The 16,555-nt window shown below is 73.3% G+C and carries 13 protein-coding genes and 3 tRNA genes; 9 read left to right on the forward strand and 7 right to left on the reverse strand.

All coding sequences use genetic code 11. The features are described 5' to 3' along the window. Together ACFFJG_RS11345 and ACFFJG_RS11350 are read left to right on the forward strand one after the other, a co-directional pair. The coding region (locus ACFFJG_RS11345; RefSeq protein ID WP_378518839.1) for an FtsX-like permease family protein at positions 1 to 1,039 on the forward strand (1,039 nt) is incomplete at its 5' end. A gap of 80 nt (positions 1,040 to 1,119) precedes the next feature. Next, positions 1,120 to 2,298, forward strand: a complete 1,179-nt coding sequence (locus tag ACFFJG_RS11350) for a serine hydrolase domain-containing protein (protein ID WP_378518840.1) — start codon at positions 1,120 to 1,122, stop codon at positions 2,296 to 2,298. 58 nt (positions 2,299 to 2,356) lie between these two features. On the opposite strand, the gene ACFFJG_RS11355 is transcribed toward ACFFJG_RS11350, so the two are convergent. Further along, positions 2,357 to 2,429: transfer RNA gene (locus ACFFJG_RS11355), tRNA-Arg, on the reverse strand. A gap of 172 nt (positions 2,430 to 2,601) precedes the next feature. Here ACFFJG_RS11355 and ACFFJG_RS11360 point away from each other — a divergent pair. The 4 genes from ACFFJG_RS11360 to ACFFJG_RS11375 all read left to right on the forward strand — a co-directional run bounded on the left by ACFFJG_RS11360 (position 2,602) and on the right by ACFFJG_RS11375 (position 9,939). Further along, positions 2,602 to 4,440 carry a phosphoenolpyruvate carboxykinase (GTP) gene (locus ACFFJG_RS11360; RefSeq protein ID WP_378518841.1) on the forward strand — a complete coding sequence of 613 codons (1,839 nt, stop codon included), beginning with the start codon at positions 2,602 to 2,604 and terminating at the stop codon, positions 4,438 to 4,440. Positions 4,441 to 4,480: 40 nt separating this feature from the next. Next, on the forward strand, positions 4,481 to 6,736 hold the full coding sequence (locus ACFFJG_RS11365) for a putative bifunctional diguanylate cyclase/phosphodiesterase (protein ID WP_378518842.1): 2,256 nt from the start codon (positions 4,481 to 4,483) through the stop codon (positions 6,734 to 6,736). Between the two features lie 224 nt (positions 6,737 to 6,960). After that, on the forward strand, positions 6,961 to 8,811 hold the full coding sequence (locus ACFFJG_RS11370) for a phosphoenolpyruvate carboxykinase (GTP) (RefSeq protein WP_378518843.1): 1,851 nt from the start codon (positions 6,961 to 6,963) through the stop codon (positions 8,809 to 8,811). A 123-nt stretch (positions 8,812 to 8,934) separates the two neighbouring features. After that, a complete protein-coding gene (locus ACFFJG_RS11375; RefSeq protein WP_378518844.1) occupies positions 8,935 to 9,939 on the forward strand; it encodes a TrmB family transcriptional regulator in 1,005 nt (334 codons plus the stop codon). A 174-nt stretch (positions 9,940 to 10,113) separates the two neighbouring features. On the opposite strand, the gene ACFFJG_RS11380 is transcribed toward ACFFJG_RS11375, so the two are convergent. From ACFFJG_RS11380 to ACFFJG_RS11390, 3 genes are all read right to left on the reverse strand, one after another. Then, positions 10,114 to 10,242, reverse strand: a complete 129-nt coding sequence (locus ACFFJG_RS11380; RefSeq protein WP_268932184.1) for a hypothetical protein — start codon at positions 10,240 to 10,242, stop codon at positions 10,114 to 10,116. 172 nt (positions 10,243 to 10,414) lie between these two features. After that, positions 10,415 to 10,505 (reverse strand) — tRNA-Ser (locus ACFFJG_RS11385). A gap of 63 nt (positions 10,506 to 10,568) precedes the next feature. Beyond that, the gene (locus ACFFJG_RS11390) at positions 10,569 to 11,030 is read right to left on the reverse strand and encodes a hypothetical protein (RefSeq protein WP_378518845.1); all 462 of its coding nucleotides are present in this window, start codon (positions 11,028 to 11,030) and stop codon (positions 10,569 to 10,571) included. 103 nt (positions 11,031 to 11,133) lie between these two features. Here ACFFJG_RS11390 and ACFFJG_RS11395 point away from each other — a divergent pair. The 3 genes from ACFFJG_RS11395 (at position 11,134) to ACFFJG_RS11405 (ending at position 13,573) form a co-directional block, all read left to right on the forward strand. Continuing rightward, positions 11,134 to 11,218, forward strand: a tRNA-Ser gene (locus ACFFJG_RS11395). An 83-nt stretch (positions 11,219 to 11,301) separates the two neighbouring features. Then, positions 11,302 to 12,171 carry an AAA family ATPase gene (locus ACFFJG_RS11400; RefSeq protein ID WP_378518846.1) on the forward strand — a complete coding sequence of 290 codons (870 nt, stop codon included), beginning with the start codon at positions 11,302 to 11,304 and terminating at the stop codon, positions 12,169 to 12,171. 13 nt (positions 12,172 to 12,184) lie between these two features. After that, a complete protein-coding gene (locus ACFFJG_RS11405) occupies positions 12,185 to 13,573 on the forward strand; it encodes a VWA domain-containing protein (RefSeq protein ID WP_378518847.1) in 1,389 nt (462 codons plus the stop codon). Positions 13,574 to 13,653: 80 nt separating this feature from the next. Here ACFFJG_RS11405 and ACFFJG_RS11410 read toward each other — a convergent pair whose 3' ends face one another. From ACFFJG_RS11410 to ACFFJG_RS11420, 3 genes are all read right to left on the reverse strand, one after another. Further along, entirely contained in the window at positions 13,654 to 15,018 is a 1,365-nt protein-coding gene (locus ACFFJG_RS11410; protein WP_378518848.1) for a hypothetical protein, read from the reverse strand. A gap of 91 nt (positions 15,019 to 15,109) precedes the next feature. After that, positions 15,110 to 16,042: a hypothetical protein gene (locus tag ACFFJG_RS11415; RefSeq protein ID WP_378518849.1), complete on the reverse strand. Its 933-nt coding sequence runs from the start codon at positions 16,040 to 16,042 to the stop codon at positions 15,110 to 15,112. Between the two features lie 4 nt (positions 16,043 to 16,046). Beyond that, positions 16,047 to 16,484, reverse strand: a complete 438-nt coding sequence (locus tag ACFFJG_RS11420; protein WP_378518850.1) for a hypothetical protein — start codon at positions 16,482 to 16,484, stop codon at positions 16,047 to 16,049. Positions 16,485 to 16,555: the final 71 nt, after the last annotated feature.

The following is a 16,555-nucleotide window of genomic DNA, read 5'->3' on the forward strand; positions in this document are numbered from 1 at the left end:
CGCCGACCGGACGATCGAGCGGGCCGCGCACGACCAGCTCACGGCCGCGGTCGGTGCGGACGTGGTGGCCACTCCCCGCTCCGGCGCGACCCCGCAGGCCGTCGACGTGATCCGCGACCAGCCGGGCGTCGCCCGGGCCACCACGCTCGGCGCGGTCCCTGCCCGCGTCCGGACCGACGACGAGCTGCCCGGCGCGCTGGGCTGGGAGGCCGCGCAGCTGCTCGTCGTGGACCCCGCTGCGTGGGGCTCGCTCGTGGATCCCGGCCTCCGCGCCGGGTCGGCCGCCGCCCTGGCGCGCCCGGGCACCATCGCGCTGAGCCGCGACGCCGCGCTCGAGGCGGGCGCCCACCTCGGCCAGCGCCTGACGCTGCGCGCGGGCGGCGCGGACCGCGTCGTGCGGGTCGTCGCGACGTACGACCGCGGCCTCGGGCTCGGCCCCTACGTCGTCGGTCCGGCCACCGCCGCGGCCACCGGCGTCGCCGTCCCGGTGCGCGACGTGCTGGTCCGCGCCGACGCCGGCACCGCCCCCGCCCGGCTGCGCGACGCCCTGGCGGCGACGCTCGGCCCGCGGTGGCAGGTCGTCGAGGCGAGCACCTGGACGGCCGCGGCGAGCAGCCCGGACGCCGCCGGCCAGCGTCTCTCGACGGTGCTGCTGCTCCTCCTGCTGTCCTTCGTGGCGCTGGGTGCGGCGAACGCCCTTGTGCTCTCCGTCCGCAACCGGCGCGAGGAGCTGGCGCTGCTCCACCGGACCGGCGCCACGCGGCGGCAGCTCGTGCGGATGCTGGCGACCGAGGCGCTGGTCTGCGCCGGTCTCGCGTGGCTGGTGGGCACCCTCACCGTCCTGCCCGCCGTCGTCGCCATGCAGCTCGGCCTGCTCGGCGGGCTCGCCGCTCCGGCGCTCCCCGTCCTCACCTGGGCGGGGCTGTCGCTCGCCGCGTTGCTCCTCTCCGTGGGGACGTCGGTGGCGGCGGTCACCGCCGTGACCCGTGTCCCTGCCCCGCCCGCCCGGCGCGTCACCCCGCTGCCCGCCACCGCCTGAGACCACCAGCTCAGATCCACGTCCGGGGCCGCCGACCCGGCGGCCGTCGCTCCGAACACCCGCAACCGAAGGAGGACCCCGTGTCCCGTCGCCTCACCCACCTGCTGACCGCCGCCTGCCTCGGCACCGCCGCACTGTCCGTCCCCACCACTGCCGCCACAGCCCGCCCCGCCGCGAGCGAGGAGGTCAGGACCTCCCCCGAGGGGGATGCCACCGTCCAGGAGCGGCTGGACCGGCTCGTGGCCGACACCGGCGTGCCCGGCGCGATCGCGACGGTCCGCGACGCCCGCGGCCGCGTGCGCACTTACGTCGCCGGCACCGCCCGGATCGGCACCGACGCACCCGTCGACCCGCGCTCGCGGGTCCGCATCGCGAGCAACACCAAGATGTTCACCGCCACGGTGGTCCTGCAGCTGGTCGAGGAGGGCCTGGTGGACCTCGACGCACCCGTCGAGCGCTACCTGCCCGGTGTGGTCCGCGGGTCCGGCAACGACGGGCGCGACATCACCGTCCGCGAGCTGCTGCAGCAGCGCAGCGGGCTGCCCGACTACGACTCGCTGGTCGTCGCCGCCGGTGGCTCGCTGTCGGCGGTGAGGCACACCTACTTCGAGCCCCGCGAGCTGCTCGACGCCGCGCTCGCCGAGCCGCCGCACTTCCGTCCGGGGTCCCGGTGGGAGTACAGCAACACCAACTACGTCGTCCTCGGCCTGCTCGTGCAGAGGGTCACCGGACGCCCCGTCTCGGAGGAGATCACCCGCCGGGTCGTCCGACCGCTCCGCCTCCGCGACACGTACTGGCCCGGCGTCGGGGAGCAGCGGCTGCGCGGCCCGCACCCCCGCGGCTACCTGGCCGACGCCCCGGGGGAGCCCTGGCAGGACAGCACGGTGATGGACCCATCCCTGGGCTGGGCGGCCGGTCAGCTCGTGTCGACGCCGGCCGACCTGGGCCGCTTCATGCAGGGACTGCTCGGCGGCGAGCTGCTGCCGGGCGACCTGCTGCAGCAGATGATGCGAGGCGTCCGGGCTCCCGGCTTCGACGCCGACCCCGGCTGGCGCTACGGCCTCGGGCTGGCCTCGCACCACCTCGGCTGCGGGGTGACCGCGTGGGGCCACGGCGGCGACATCCAGGGGTTCGAGACCCGCAACCTCGCCACCGCGGACGGCCGGTGGGCGGTCGTCACGGTCACCGCGCTGCCCACGAGCCTGGACGTGGTCGCCGAGGTGAGCGACTCCGTCGAGGACCTGGTCTGCGCCTCCTGAGCCGGGCCGGAGATGCCAGAAGGGCCCCGACCTGAGGTCGGGGCCCTTCCGTGTCCTGCGCGCCTGTAGGGATTCGAACCCCAAACCTTCTGATCCGTAGTCAGATGCTCTATCCGTTGAGCTACAGGCGCATGTCGTCGGCAGCGCGGTGCGTTGCGTGGACTCGACGAGGATAGCCGACGCACTCCGGAGCGGCGAAATCAGGCCCACCCCTCAGTCGGTCACGGCCTCCGTGACGTGCCCTAGGGTGCCTAGCACCCGCACCGCGGCGGGTCGCTCCGCCGCAGAAGGAGAGGCACCGCGATGGCAGATCTCGAGGCAGTCATGGACGAGGCCGGGCTCACGAACCCCCGCGTGCGCGCGTTCGTGGTGGAGTACGCCGAGCTCACCGGAGCCGCGCGCGTCGAGGTGATCAACGCCTCCGACGACGCCCGCCTGCTCGAGGAGGCGGTGGCCGCCGGCGAGCTCGAGGAGGTCGGCGAGGGCCGCTACTACTCCCGCAGCTACCACAAGGACACCGCCCGCTCCGAGGAGCGCACCGTCGTCGCCACGAGCGACGAGAAGGACCGCGGCGTCTACAACAACTGGCGCCCCACGTCGGAGATGAAGCCGCTCCTCCACGAGCGGATGCGCGGCGCGTCGGAGGGGAGGACGATGTACGTCGTCCCCTACCTGATGGCCCCGCCCGGCAACCCGCTCGCCCCGTGGGCGGCCGGGGTCGAGCTCACCGACACCCGCACCGTCGTGCTCCACATGATCAGGATGGCGCGCGTCGGCGTGCAGCACGTCAACGACCTCGAGGACCCCGACTCCTTCGTCCGGGCGGTCCACGTCACCGGCGACCTCGAGCACCTCGGCCAGGGCACGGCCGACGACCAGCGCTGGTTCGTCACGGTCGCCGACGAGCGCACGATCCTCCACTTCGGCTCCTCCTACGGCGGCAACGCGCTGCTCGGGAAGATCGCCCACGGCCTGCGTCAGGGGGCCTACGACGGCTGGGCGAGCCGGAAGTTCCTCGCCGAGCAGTACATGCTCATCGGGATCCACGATAAGGAGACGGGCCGGACCTACCACGTCTGCGGTGGCTTCCCGAGCGCCTCGGGCAAGACCAACCTGGCGATGATGGCCGCCCCCGACGCGCTCGGCGAGCGCTACCACGTGTCGTTCTACGGCGACGACATCGCGTGGCTGTGGGTCGACGAGGACACCGGCCGGTTGATGGGCATGAACCCGGAGTACGGCGTCTTCGGCGTCGCCAAGGACACCAACGAGCGCACCAACCCCAACGCACTCGCCTCCGTCGGCGAGGGCACCGACTGCATCTTCACCAACGTCGCCCACAACCCGACGACCGGCGAGGTGTGGTGGGAGGGGCGCACGGAGGAGAAGCCGCGGGACCGCCGCGGCTGGCTCGACTGGACGGGCTCGCCCGTCGCGGACCGCAAGGACGACGACACGGCCCCGTGGGCGCACCCCAACAGCCGGTTCACCACGACCCTGGCCAACGTCCCCAACATCGCTCCCGACTACGACGCTCCCGCAGGAGTGCCGATCGATGCGATCATCTTCGGCGGCCGCACGCGCGACCGCGAGCCGCTGATCCGGGCGATCACCGACCTCGCCGAGGGCGTCTACGACGGCCTCACCCTGGGTGCCGAGGCGACGTCGGCGGCGGAGGGCAAGGAGGGGGTGCTGCGCTACGACCCGATGTCCAACCGCCCGTTCATGGCCTACGGCGAGGGCGACTACGCCCGGCACTACCTCGACGTGGTCGGCGCCGCGACCGACCAGCCGATCTTCGCCCACGTCAACTGGTTCCAGCGCGACGCCGAGGACGGCCACTTCCTGTGGCCCGGCTACCGCGACAACCTGCGCCCGCTGCTGTGGCTGCTCCGGCTGCGTGACGGCGAGGTGCAGGGCCGGCGCACGGCCGTCGGCATCGTGCCCACCGAGGACGAGCTCGACCTGACCGGCATGGACGTGCCGGCCGAGGACCTCCAGCGGATCCTGTCCATCGACAAGGAGCGGTGGCAGCAGGAGATGGGCTTCCGCGAGGAGCACCTGGCCCAGTTCGACCGGATGCCGGAGGAGATCTGGGAGGCCCACCGCAGGGTCGCGGCCGACCTCGAGCAGGAGGACTGATTCCGCTCCGCCGACCGCGCGGCGTCGTTACCCTGCTGTGGTGACCAGTGACCAGCCTGAGGACCGTCCGAGGGCGGAGCGTGCCGACCTCGTGCGGGGCACGACCGCGCTCGCGCTGCCCTTCGGCGTGGTCGCCGGCCTGGGCCTGCTCACGGTGCTCCTCCCGCCCTACGAGCGTCCGTGGTGGGTGGCCGGCCTCGCCGCGCTCTGCCTGGCCGCGTCCGCCGCGGTCTTCGTCGCCAGCCGGCGGCGGGGCGGGACGACCTGGCTCGCGCCGCTCGCGGCGTACCTCCTGTTCCCTTACGCCGGACTCATCAACGACGCCGCCGGCGCGGCTCGCGGGGGCTCGTCGTCGGGGATGACGGTGCTGCTCCTGCTGCCCGTCCTCTGGCTCGCGCTCACCGGCACGCCCCGTCAGCTCTGGGTCGCCAGCGGTCTCTCGGTGGTCACGCTGGCCCTGCCGGTCGTCGTCGTCGGTCCGCCCGACTACGTGGTCGGCGACTGGCGCCGCACGGTCATGTGGGCCGCGGTCGCGGCGATCGTCGCACCCGTCCTGCAGCGCATCGTGCTCGACCTGGCGCGGCAGACCCGCCGGGCCCGCACCGCCACGGCGCGCGTCGAGCGGCTCTTCGAGGACGCCCCGCACGGCGTGGCCCTCCTCGACTCCACCGGCACGGTCGTGCGGGTGAACATCTCCATGGCCGTCATCGTCGGGCTCGACCCGCCCGACATGGTCGGGCACCACCTCGGCGCCTTCGAGACGCCGGGCGAGGACCGCATCGCCGACCACCTCGGCCGCGTCGCGCAGGTCGCGCGCGGTGAGTCGATGGAGACCGAGTGCCGGCTGCGCGACTCCGGCGGCAACGACGTCCACGTCGCGCTGAGCAGCACCGTGGTGCCCGATCCCGAGCTCGGCCGGATGACCATGGTCAACGTCGTCGACATCTCCGACCGGCGCCGCTACCTCGACCGCCTGGCCCACCTCGCCGACCACGACGTGCTCACGGGGCTGGCCAACCGCCGCCGGTTCGAGAGCGAGCTCGAGCGACACCTCGAGCGCTGCCAGCGCCTCGGCGAGTCCGGTGCGCTGCTGCTGCTCGACCTCGACAACTTCAAGCAGGTCAACGACACGCTCGGGCACAACGCCGGTGACCAGCTCCTCATCACCATCGCCGGCCTCCTGCGCCGCTCGATCCGCAGCACCGACGTGGTCGCCCGCCTCGGCGGCGACGAGTTCGCCGTCCTGCTGCCCGACGCCGACCAGGACGGCGCACGCCGCGTGGCCGAGCTCGTGGTGGAGCGCATCGCCGGGCACGCCGCCACCCTCGACGGTGTCGCCCGCCGCGTCACCGCCAGCGTCGGCGCGGTCACCTTCCGCGCCGCGTCCGAGCACGCCTCCGACGTCCTCGCGCTGGCCGACATGACGATGTACGACGCCAAGGAGGCCGGGCGCAACCAGGTCACCGTCCTCTCCGAGGGCGACCTGCGCGGCCCGCGCGCCGCGGCCCGGCTGCACTGGCAGAGCCGCATCGAGGAGGCGCTCGAGCACGACCGCTTCGAGCTGCACCTCCAGCCGATCATGGACATCGCCACCGGCCGCATCAGCTCGGCGGAGGTGCTGTTGCGCCTGCGCGAGGACGACGAGCTGGTGCCGCCGTCGCGCTTCGTCTACATCGCCGAGCGCGCCGGGCTGATGCCGCAGGTGGACGCCTGGGTGGTCGACCACAGCCTCGAGCTGCTCGCCCGGCTGCGTCGCGACCACGACCCCGACTTCCGTCTCGAGGTCAACCTGTCCGGCCACTCGATCGGCAAGCCCGAGATCGAGCGCGCGATCATCGACGCGCTCGCGCGCCACGAGGTCGACCCGGCCGCGCTGATCCTGGAGATCACCGAGACCGCCGCAGTCGCCGACGTGGCGCTGGCGCGTGACTTCGCGGCCCGGATGACGAGCCTGGGCTGCGCGTTCGCCCTCGACGACTTCGGCGCCGGCTTCGGGTCCTTCTACTACCTCAAGCACCTCTTCTTCGACTACGTGAAGATCGACGGCGAGTTCGTCGCCCACGTCCACGAGTCGTCGGTCGACCGCACGATCATGCGCTCGATCGTCGGGATCGCCCGCGACCTCGGCAAGCGGACCGTCGCCGAGTTCGTCTCCGACCCGGCGATCCTGCGGGTCTGCGAGGAGGAGGGCGTCGACCTCGCGCAGGGCTACCTCGTCGGGCGCCCGGCGGCCTACGACGCCTTCGTCGCCGAGTTCCTGGCGCCCTCGGCGCCCGCCTCTTCGCGCGCCGTCTGACCCCCGTCCCGAGAGGTCTCGCAAGGACCCAACCGGGCCTCGGAAGAACCCACTTGCGCCTCGAAAAAGCCCAAGGAATAGGGGTTTCCGGGCCATCGAGACGCAGGTCACACGTCTGTGATCGATCCAATAGGTGGCCCTCACGGCACCGGTTAGCGTCCGGCGCAAGTCGCCGACAACGAGGCCGCGCGAACCACCCGCGACGAACGCTGAAGGATCCGGTCATGACCGCAACGATCGACACGCAGACGCCCGAGCACGAGGGCACCGCGCCCACCACGCACGCAGGCATCCTGGCCTGGGTCGCGGAGGTCGCCGAGCTCACCCAGCCCGACCACGTCCACTGGTGCACCGGCTCCGACGAGGAGTGGGAGCAGCTCACCGCAGCCCTCGAGGCGACCGGCACCTTCACCCGGCTCAACCCCGAGGTGATGCCGAACTCGTTCCACGCCGCCTCCGACCCCACCGACGTGGCGCGTGTCGAGGACCGCACCTACATCTGCTCGGTCGAGGAGCGCGACGCCGGCCCCACCAACAACTGGATGGCGCCGGAGAAGATGAAGGACCTCATGCGCGGGCTCTACGCCGGCTGCATGAAGGGCCGCACGATGTACGTCATCCCGTTCGTGATGGGGCACCTGGACGCCGAGAAGCCGATGTTCGGCGTCGAGGTCACCGACTCGGCCTACGTCACCGTCTCGATGCGCGTCATGGCCCGCATGGGCACCGAGGTGCTGCGCCGGATCGAGGAGCTCGCCGACGCCGGCCAGGACCCGCAGTGGGTGCCGGCCCTCCACTCGGTGGGCATGCCGCTCGAGCCGGGCCAGGACGACGTCGCGTGGCCGTGCAACGACACCAAGTACATCGTCCAGTTCCCCGAGGAGCGGATGATCTGGTCCTTCGGCTCCGGCTACGGCGGCAACGCCCTCCTCGGCAAGAAGTGCTACGCGCTGCGGATCGCCTCGGTGATGGCGCGCGACGAGGGCTGGCTGGCCGAGCACATGCTCATCCTCAAGCTCACCTCGCCTCAGGGCGTGACCAAGTACGTCGCCGCGGCCTTCCCGAGCGCCTGCGGCAAGACCAACCTGGCGATGCTTAAGCCCACCATCCCCGGCTGGAACGTCGAGGCCATCGGCGACGACATCGCCTGGATGCGCGTCGGTGAGGACGGCCGCCTGTGGGCGGTCAACCCCGAGTACGGCTTCTTCGGTGTCGCGCCCGGCACCAACGAGCACACCAACCCCTACGCGATGGAGACCATCCGCAAGGGCAACTCGGTGTTCACCAATGTCGCACTGACCCCCGACGGCAACGTGTGGTGGGAGGGCCTGGAGAACACCCCGGCCCAGGCCACCAGCTGGAAGGGCGAGCCCTGGACGCCGGAGTCCGACGAGCTCTCCAGCCACGCCAACAGCCGCTACTGCACCCCCATCAAGCAGTGCTCGATCCTCGCCGCCGAGTACGACGACCCGCGCGGTGTGCCGATCGACGCGATCCTCTTCGGCGGCCGTCGCAAGACGACGATCCCGCTCGTCACCGAGGCACGTGACTGGAACCACGGCACCTTCATGGGTGCCACGCTCTCCTCGGAGACCACCGCGGCCGCCGTGGGCGCCGTCGGCGTGGTGCGCCGCGACCCGATGGCGATGCTGCCCTTCATCGGCTACAACGCCGGCGACTACTTCAGCCACTGGATCGCCATGGGCAAGGACCACGACGCGGCCAAGCTGCCGAAGATCTTCTACGTCAACTGGTTCCGCCGCGACGACGAGGGCGGCTTCCTCTGGCCGGGCTTCGGCGAGAACAGCCGCGTGCTGAAGTGGGTCATCGAGCGCATCGACGGCCAGGCCGCCGCGGTCGAGACCCCGATCGGGCACGTCCCGGCCCCTGGCTCCCTCGACATCGAGGGCCTCGACGTCACCGACGAGCAGCTCGCCCAGGCGCTCGCGGTCGACGCCGACGAGTGGAAGGCCGAGATCCCGCAGATCGAGGAGTGGTTCGCGAAGTTCGGCGACGACCTGCCGGCCGTGCTGTGGAGCGAGCTCGACACGCTCAAGGCGCGCCTGGACGCCTGAGCCGTCCCGACGCCCAGCGACCCGTCCCCGTCAGGGGCCGGGTCGCTGTCGTTCCCGGGAGACCAGTGGGACCCGTGTGGCACCATCCTCCCCAGGGGTCAGCGGGGGGAGTGGAGGTGAGTCATGCCCTTGGGGCAGCACGAGCGCGCCGTCTTCGAGGAGAGGTCTGCGCCGCTCTACGAGGAGATCGTGACCTCCGGTGGCATCAGCGCCACCGACCGCCGCATCGGCAGGCGGGGTGAGCTGCACGAGGCCTTCGAGCTCCTCGTCGAGGTCGGCCTCGTCGTCCGCAGCGACGACGGCACGTCGTGGCGCGCCGTGGACCCGGCAGCGGTGCAGGCCCGCGTGGTCGCCCCGCTCGGCCAGCAGGGCGCCCAGCTGATCGCGGAGTCCGCGCACTGGGCCCAGGCCTTCAGCTCCCTCTCCCACGCCTGGCGCCGCTCACCGAGCGCCGTCGGGGGACCGTTCACCGAGATCCGGGGGGCCACGACGATCCGCACCTTCCTCGAGTCGATGGTCGCCGACTCCGAGGAGGAGCTGCTCAGCGCGCAGCCGCAGGACCGGCGCGGGGTCAAGCAGCTCGCGGAGGTCTCGGCGCGCGAGATCGCGCTGCTCAAGCGGGGCGTCCGGATGCGCACGCTCTACCAGCACGCCGCGCGCCGCGGCACCGACACCCGCAAGTACGTCGCCGCCGTGACCGCCGCGGGCGCGGAGGTGCGCACCCTCGACGAGTTCTTCAACCGCTTGATCGTCGTCGACCGCCGGATCGCGGTCATCCCGAGCCACGAGGGCCTCGACGTCGCGATGGTGATCAGCGAGCGCTCGATGGTCGGCTACCTCGTCGACATGTTCGAGCGGCACTGGGAGCGCGCGCGGCCCTTCACCAGCAGCGAGAGCTCCCTGATGCGCGACATCGCGGCCGAGCAGCGGGCGATGACGATCCGGATGCTGCTCGAGGGCCGTGCCGACCCGGCGGGCGCCAAGCGGCTCGGCGTCAGCCCGCGCACGTACGCCGCCTACGTCGCCGACCTCAAGAGCGAGTTCGAGGTCGAGACCCGCTTCCAGCTCGGCTACGAGATGGGCAAGCGGGGGATCTCCGGCCGCGAGGCCGACGAGTCGACGACCTGAGGCTCAGCCCGGGCCCGCGGCGTCCGGACAAGGATCGAGGGCAGCAGCTCGGGTGAGCTGCTGCCCTCGAATGCCGAGACGGGCCTGTGGGGGAGGCCAGTCGGACCAGACTCGTGGGGGGTTGAGGGGGTCCGTGTCTCGGCTCTTCACTGCGTGCCCATCATGGCACGTCGGTCAGCGGGGAACCTTGATCTTCGTGCCCCAGCTGTAGTCGGCGTTGGCGGGAGCGGTCCCGAGACCGACGATTCCGGTGCCCAGGGCGGCCACGAGGACAGCGGCTGCGATGCGGCGGACTGGGGTCATGTTGGCTTTCACCTCGTTGTCATGTGTCACAGGGGATGACCGTCCCATCATCGCGCAGGTCGTCGGACCGCGTCATGGGCATGCGTCTGCAGGTCTGTGCATTGCACGATCTTGCAGAAGCGGGCGCGCGCACGCGGATCGGCCCCCTGCGGGCAGGGGGCCGATCACGGGGCGGAGGCGGAGGGATTTGAACCCTCGATGGGGTTTTAGCCCCAAACCCGCTTAGCAGGCGGGCGCCATAGACCGGACTAGGCGACGCCTCCATGCCCGGCGCAGGCCGGGCGCTGTGAAGGGTACAAGGCTCGGCGCCGCTGCGCCGAATCTGGTCACAACTTGCGCAGACCGTGTCCGCGCTGCAGGTGCTGCTGGACGTCGCGGACGAACGACTCGCGGTCCACGGCCAGCATCTCGACCGGGATCGTGGTCGTGCGGCCGTCGCGCAGCCGCAGCACGAGGACGGGCGCGTCGGCGACCGTGGTGGTCACGGCGTCCTCGACGTCCTTCCACCGGCCGGCGGCCGTGCCGACCCCGCGGACCCACTGGACCCGGTAGCCCTCGGCGGTCAACCGGGCCACCCACCCCTTCTCGCGCCAGAGCCACCACGTCGCCGCCAGCACCACGACGGTCAGCCCCACCGGCACCAGCAGCAGGACGGTGTGGAGGTCGATCACGGCTATCGCGAGCGTGCAGGCCAGGATCAGCACCGCCACCGCGACCAGCACCAGGCCCAGCAGGCGGGCCGCGACGGCGGGGGCGAGGCGGTAGACGGTCGTCGAGTCGGTCGGCACGGAGCCGATTTTCCCACGCGCGCCCGCGTGTCGGTGCGCACGGGTCGGCCGCCGGGAGCGGCCGGTAGAGTCCGCTGCTGTACGGCGTCCCGGCGCCGTGCGAGGAGAGGTGCCGGAGCGGCCGATCGGAACCGCCTTGAAAGCGGTCGTAGGGAGACCTACCGCGGGTTCGAATCCCGCCCTCTCTGCTGAGTCCACCGCTCCGCGGTGGACTCACCAGAGACGGTGTGCACGCGGACGCGCGTGCGCCCCCACGGATAGGGTCGCTGGCGTGACGACCTGGTTCGAGTCCGGTGCCGACGCCTCCGCCCGCCTGGCGGCGGTGGGCTACCTCGCCGACGACGCCACGGCGCTGACGGCGTACCTCGCGGGCGCGCTCGAGAAGCCCCTGCTGGTCGAGGGGCCCGCGGGCGTCGGCAAGACCGAGCTGGCCAAGGCGGTCGCCCGCGCGACGGGCGCGGAGCTGGTGCGGCTGCAGTGCTACGAGGGCCTCGACGAGGCGCGGGCGCTCTACGAGTGGAACTACAAGAAGCAGCTGCTGCGGATCCAGGCCAGCGGCGGGGACGCGTCGTGGAGCGAGACCCACGACGACATCTTCAGCGAGGAGTTCCTGCTCACCCGCCCGCTCCTCGGCGCGATCCGGCGCGAGGACCCGACGGTGCTGCTGGTCGACGAGGTCGACAAGACCGACGTCGAGGTGGAGGGACTGCTGCTGGAGGTGCTCAGCGACTTCCAGGTCACCATCCCCGAGCTCGGCACGGTCACTGCGACGCGGCGTCCCTTCGTCGTCCTCACCTCCAACGCCACGCGCGAGCTGTCGGAGGCGGTCAAGCGCCGCTGCCTGTTCCTGCACCTGGGCTACCCCGACGCCGAGCGCGAGCGCGAGATCGTCCTGGGGCAGGTGCCGGGCCTCGACGACCGGGTCGCGGCGCAGCTGGTCGACGTCGTGGTGCGCCTGCGCGAGCTGGAGCTGAAGAAGGCGCCGTCCCTCGCGGAGTCCGTCGACTGGGCCCGGACGCTGGTCGCGCTACAGGTCGGCGACCTCGACGAGGCCACCGTCGCGCGCACGCTCGGGGTGCTGCTCAAGCACGCCTCCGACCAGGAGCGGGCGGTGCGCGAGCTCAAGCTGGCCTCGCGGTGACCGGGAGGGGCGCGTGAGCCTGCTCGACACCCACCTCGACTTCGTGGAGGCGCTGCGCTCCGCGGGGCTGTCGGTGTCGCTCGCCGAGGGGCTCGACGCCATCGCCGCGCTGGAGCGGGTCAGCTGGCACGACCGTGAGACCGTGCGGGCGGCCTATGCCGCGACCCTGGTCAAGCGGCACCCGCAGCGGGTCACCTTCGACGCCGTCTTCGACGTCTACTACCCGCGCCTGGTGGGCGAGGGCGTGCGGGCCGCGGCCGGTGACGGCGCGTCGGCGGCCGCCGAGCCGTCGGCGTCGCCCGTGCGTGACACCGGTGCCGACCTCGCCCGCTTCCGCGACGCGCTGGCCGAGGCGCTCGAGGCGGGCGAGGGCGAGGCGCTCCAGGACCTCGCTGCGGAGGCGGTCGGCCGCTTCGGCGCCATGCCGGGCCGCGGACCCGGCCTGTCGAGCTGGTCGGCCTACACCGCGCTCCAGCGCGTCGCGCCGGCCGAGCTGCTCGACCTGCTGGTGCGTGGGCTCCTCGCGCAGGGTCTCGACGCCGAGCGCGCGCAGCAGGTCGCCGGCCGCCGCGTCGGGGACTTCACGCGCCTCGTCGAGGGCGACGCCCGCCGGCGGATCGCGGAGGAGAAAGGGGCCGCCCACGTGGTGCGGTCCACCGTGCGTCCCACCATCGACCGCCTCGACTTCCTCGCCGCGCGTCGCAGCGACCTCGAGGAGATGCGCCGCGAGGTCTACCCCCTCGCCCGTCGCCTCGCCGCCCGGCTGGCCAAGGAGCAGCACGCGCGGCGGCGCGGCCCGCTCGACGTACGCCGCACCGTGCGCGCCTCGATCGCCACCGGCGGCGTGCCGCTGACCACCCACCACCGGCCGCGCCGCCCGCACCGCACCGACCTCGTGGTGCTGTGCGACGTCAGCGGCTCGGTGGCGAGCTTCGCGCAGTTCACCCTGCTGCTGGTCTACGCGCTGCGCGAGGCCTTCGGCGGCGTGCGTGCCTTCACCTTCGTCGACGACGTGGTCGAGGTCAGCGACCGCTTCCGGCCGGGGGCCGACGTGGTCGAGGTGATGGAGGGTCTCGCCGCGAGCATCGCCCAGGCGTCGATGTGGGGCCGCACCAACTACGGCCGCGCCCTCACGCGGTTCGCCGAGGAGCACGGCGACGCGGTGGGCCCGCGCACCTCGCTGCTCGTGCTCGGCGACGCCCGGTCCAACCACAGCAGCCTCGCCCTGCCCGTGCTTGGCGACCTGGTCGACCGGTCGCGTCACGCCTGGTGGCTCAACCCCGAGCACCCGCGCCACTGGGGCACCGGCGACAGCGCCGCCGACCGCTACGGCGAGCTGCTGCCCATGCTCGAGTGCCGCAACCTCGCCCAGCTCGGCGAGTTCGTCCACGGCATCCTCTGACGCCCGCTCCTCCGTCGCCCCGCCCCGCCCGCCGCGCCCCTAGATACCGAGGGCGGGGGCGGGGCCTGGTGGCAGGTGGGTCAGCCGGCGAGGTAGCCGAGCTGCTGGAGGCGGGCGATCTCCGCCCGCAGCTCGGGGTGGCCGGCACCGTCGGCGGCGCGGGCCCCGGCGACGTACGGGTGGCCGTCGCGGGTCTCCCCGCCGTCGAAGACCACCGTCAGGCGGTGGGGGACGCCGGCGTTGATCAGCGAACCGAGCAGCACGACGGGGTCGGAGCGGTCCTCCAGCGACAGCACGCGCGTGGACGCGGGGATCCGCGGGACCTGGGCCGACGGGGAGCCCGCCGTGACGACCTGGTCGACGACGAAGCGCTCCGAGCCAGAGCCGGCCGCGATCTCGGCGGCGAGGGAGCCGCCGGCGGCGACGCCCACCAGCATGACGCGGGGGTCGTCGTCCTCGTCCGCGAGCGCCTTCTCGATCGCGCGCACCACCTGCGCGGCCGAGGTCGACGGGTCGGCGCCGACCAGGCGCAGGCGGCCGGTGTCGGGACCGGGGGTGCCGGGCAGGTAGGCGATGTAGCGGCCGGCGCCGACGCGCTGCACGCTGATCCGGCGGTCCTCGGCGACCAGCGTCGCCATCAGCTCCTCGAGGGAGCGCGGGGCACGGCCGCTGCCGGACGCGACCTCGGGGGAGGGCTCCTCGGTCTCGACGAACGAGCCGGCCGAGTCGCGGAAGGCCGACACCGCGTCGGTGGGGAAGGGGTCCACGCCGATCGCGCGCAGCCCGCCGCGGGCGGCGTGGGCGCCGCGGTCGGAGGCGAGCGCGCCGGCCGTCAGCAGCGAGCGCATGTGGAGGCCGTCGAGCAGCCCGCCGCCGCCGGAGAGGTGGTCCATCAGGTCGGGGTTGCTCTCGGCCAGCTCGCTGAGGTAGGCCGTGACGCCGTCGCGGTCGAGCGCGTCGGTCTCGATCAGCCCGGCGTTGACGATCGCGCCGCCGAGGGCGACCTCGGGTGCGAGATAGCCGATCGCGCGCCCGGCGATCGAGCCGAGCGTCTGGTAGGCGGCCTGCTGGAGCTCGTCGATCCACCGGTAGGTCAGCACCGTCGCGCGTACGACGAGGGCGTCGGCGTCGAGCTCCACCGAGCGGGTCAGCAGGCCGTGCTTGCCCGTCGTCGCGGCCCGGACGTCCTCCTCGGCCTGCCCCCAGGTGGCGCGGGACAGCTCGCCGGTGTCGACGACGTCGTCGTCGGTGAGGATCTCCGCGCCGAGGCGGGCGCGGGAGCGCATCTCGTTGCCGGTGGAGTCGAACAGGTCGGCCAGCGCCAGCATCTGCTCGTACTTGTCCGCGGCGACCGAGGCGGACGCCGACGGCGGGGCGGGAGTGCCGGACCCGGCCGCGCCGGGTCCGTCGGCGTCAGGGCGCCGGGGGATCTCGAGGTCGCTCATGCAGGGGTCCCTGGGGCATCGGGGGCGGGGGTGGGGAGGTACGGGGTGGGGTGGAGGGCGGGGTGAGGGGTGGGACGGGTGGGACGGAGGGTCACGCGGTCACCTGGGCGAGCACGGGGGCGAGCTCGGTGGCGAGGTCGTCGGGGTCGACGAGGCGCACGGTGACGCGGGCGCCGTCGTCGTGGTGGGGGGTGAGGGAGTGCCAGCCGTCGCGCAGCAGCACCCAGGACACGACGCCCACGGAGGTGGTGGCGTGCTGGCCCACCTCGGCGGCGAGGATCCGGAGCCGGCCGCGACCCTCCGCGTGGACCGCGGAGATCGCGGCGGCCGCCTCGACCTCGCCGACGGGGCCACCGTCGGCCACCACGTCGCCGTCGGCCTGGGCGACGAGCACCGGCACGAGGTCGGAGCGCCCTGCGCGCAGCGCCTCGCCCACGGAGTCGGCCACGGCGTAGGGGACGTCGAGCAGCGCGGGCACGGACGACGCGGAGAGGGCGAGGTCCTCGGGGACGGCCGTGACCCGGGCCAGCTCGGCGGTCCACTGGTCGACGGGGAACCATGCGAGCTCGAACACGATGCCGTCGCAGGTGGAGAGGCTGGCGACGGCGCCGCCGCTCTGGCGGTGCCAGGCCTTGACCTGCGTCGAGCCGGCCGCCACGTCGATGTCGAGGGCGAGCCGCGGCGTCGCGAGCAGCCCGACGGCGCCGACGAGGCCCGGGTCGGCGCCGTCGTCGTCGACGAGGCCGCGGCGTCGCAGCGTCTCGTGGGGGTCGTGCAGCCCGGACAGGGCCTCGGCGTAGGCCTCGTCCTCGACGGAGCCGCGGCTCTGCCCGAGCCGGCCCGACAACGCGCCGGCAGGAGCACCGGCGCCCGCGTCGGCCCCGGGGAGGTCGAAGGGGAGGGGCGCGTCGCCGGCGAGCTCGGCCACCACCCGCAGCTCGGGGAGCGTGAGGGCCAGCCGGCGTGCCATCTGGTCGAGGAAGGTCGCCGCGGGAGGGGGCGGCGTGGTCAGGTCGATGGTCACCATGTCAGAGTCCCGGGAGCTCGACGGTCAGCCAGTCGCGGTGGCCGGCCGGGGGCGGGTCGAAGCCGAGCAGCACCGCGTCGGCGCCGTCGGGCGGCGCGGGCGAGCCGTCGGCGAGGGGCGTGGCCTCGGAGGCGCGGGTGCGGGCGTCCTCCACGAGCGAGGTGGCCTTGCGCGCCCGCGTGGCGATCGCGTCCTTGCGGGTGTCGACCTCACCGAGGTGGCGGGCGAGCGACTCGGCGGCGACCTCGTGCTGGGCGGCCACGGCGCGCAGGTGGCCGGCCCGCTCGCGGATCCGCTCGCGCATCGCCTCGGCGGCCTTGCCGTGCCACGGCACGGCCTCGGCCTGCGCGACGAGACGGGCGGCGAGGGCACGGACGTCACCGGCCTGCTCGCGCAGCTGCGTGACGCGCTTGCGCCCGGCGGCGGTGTCGCCGTACATCGATCACACCCTTTCTCCGGCTCCGGCCTACCCGTTCGGGGGTGGTCCCAAACGTCGTCGTGCGCCACAGA

This window comes from Nocardioides zeicaulis, assembly GCF_042432345.1.
In the GTDB taxonomy this organism is placed as follows: Bacteria; Actinomycetota; Actinomycetes; order Propionibacteriales; family Nocardioidaceae; genus Nocardioides; species Nocardioides zeicaulis.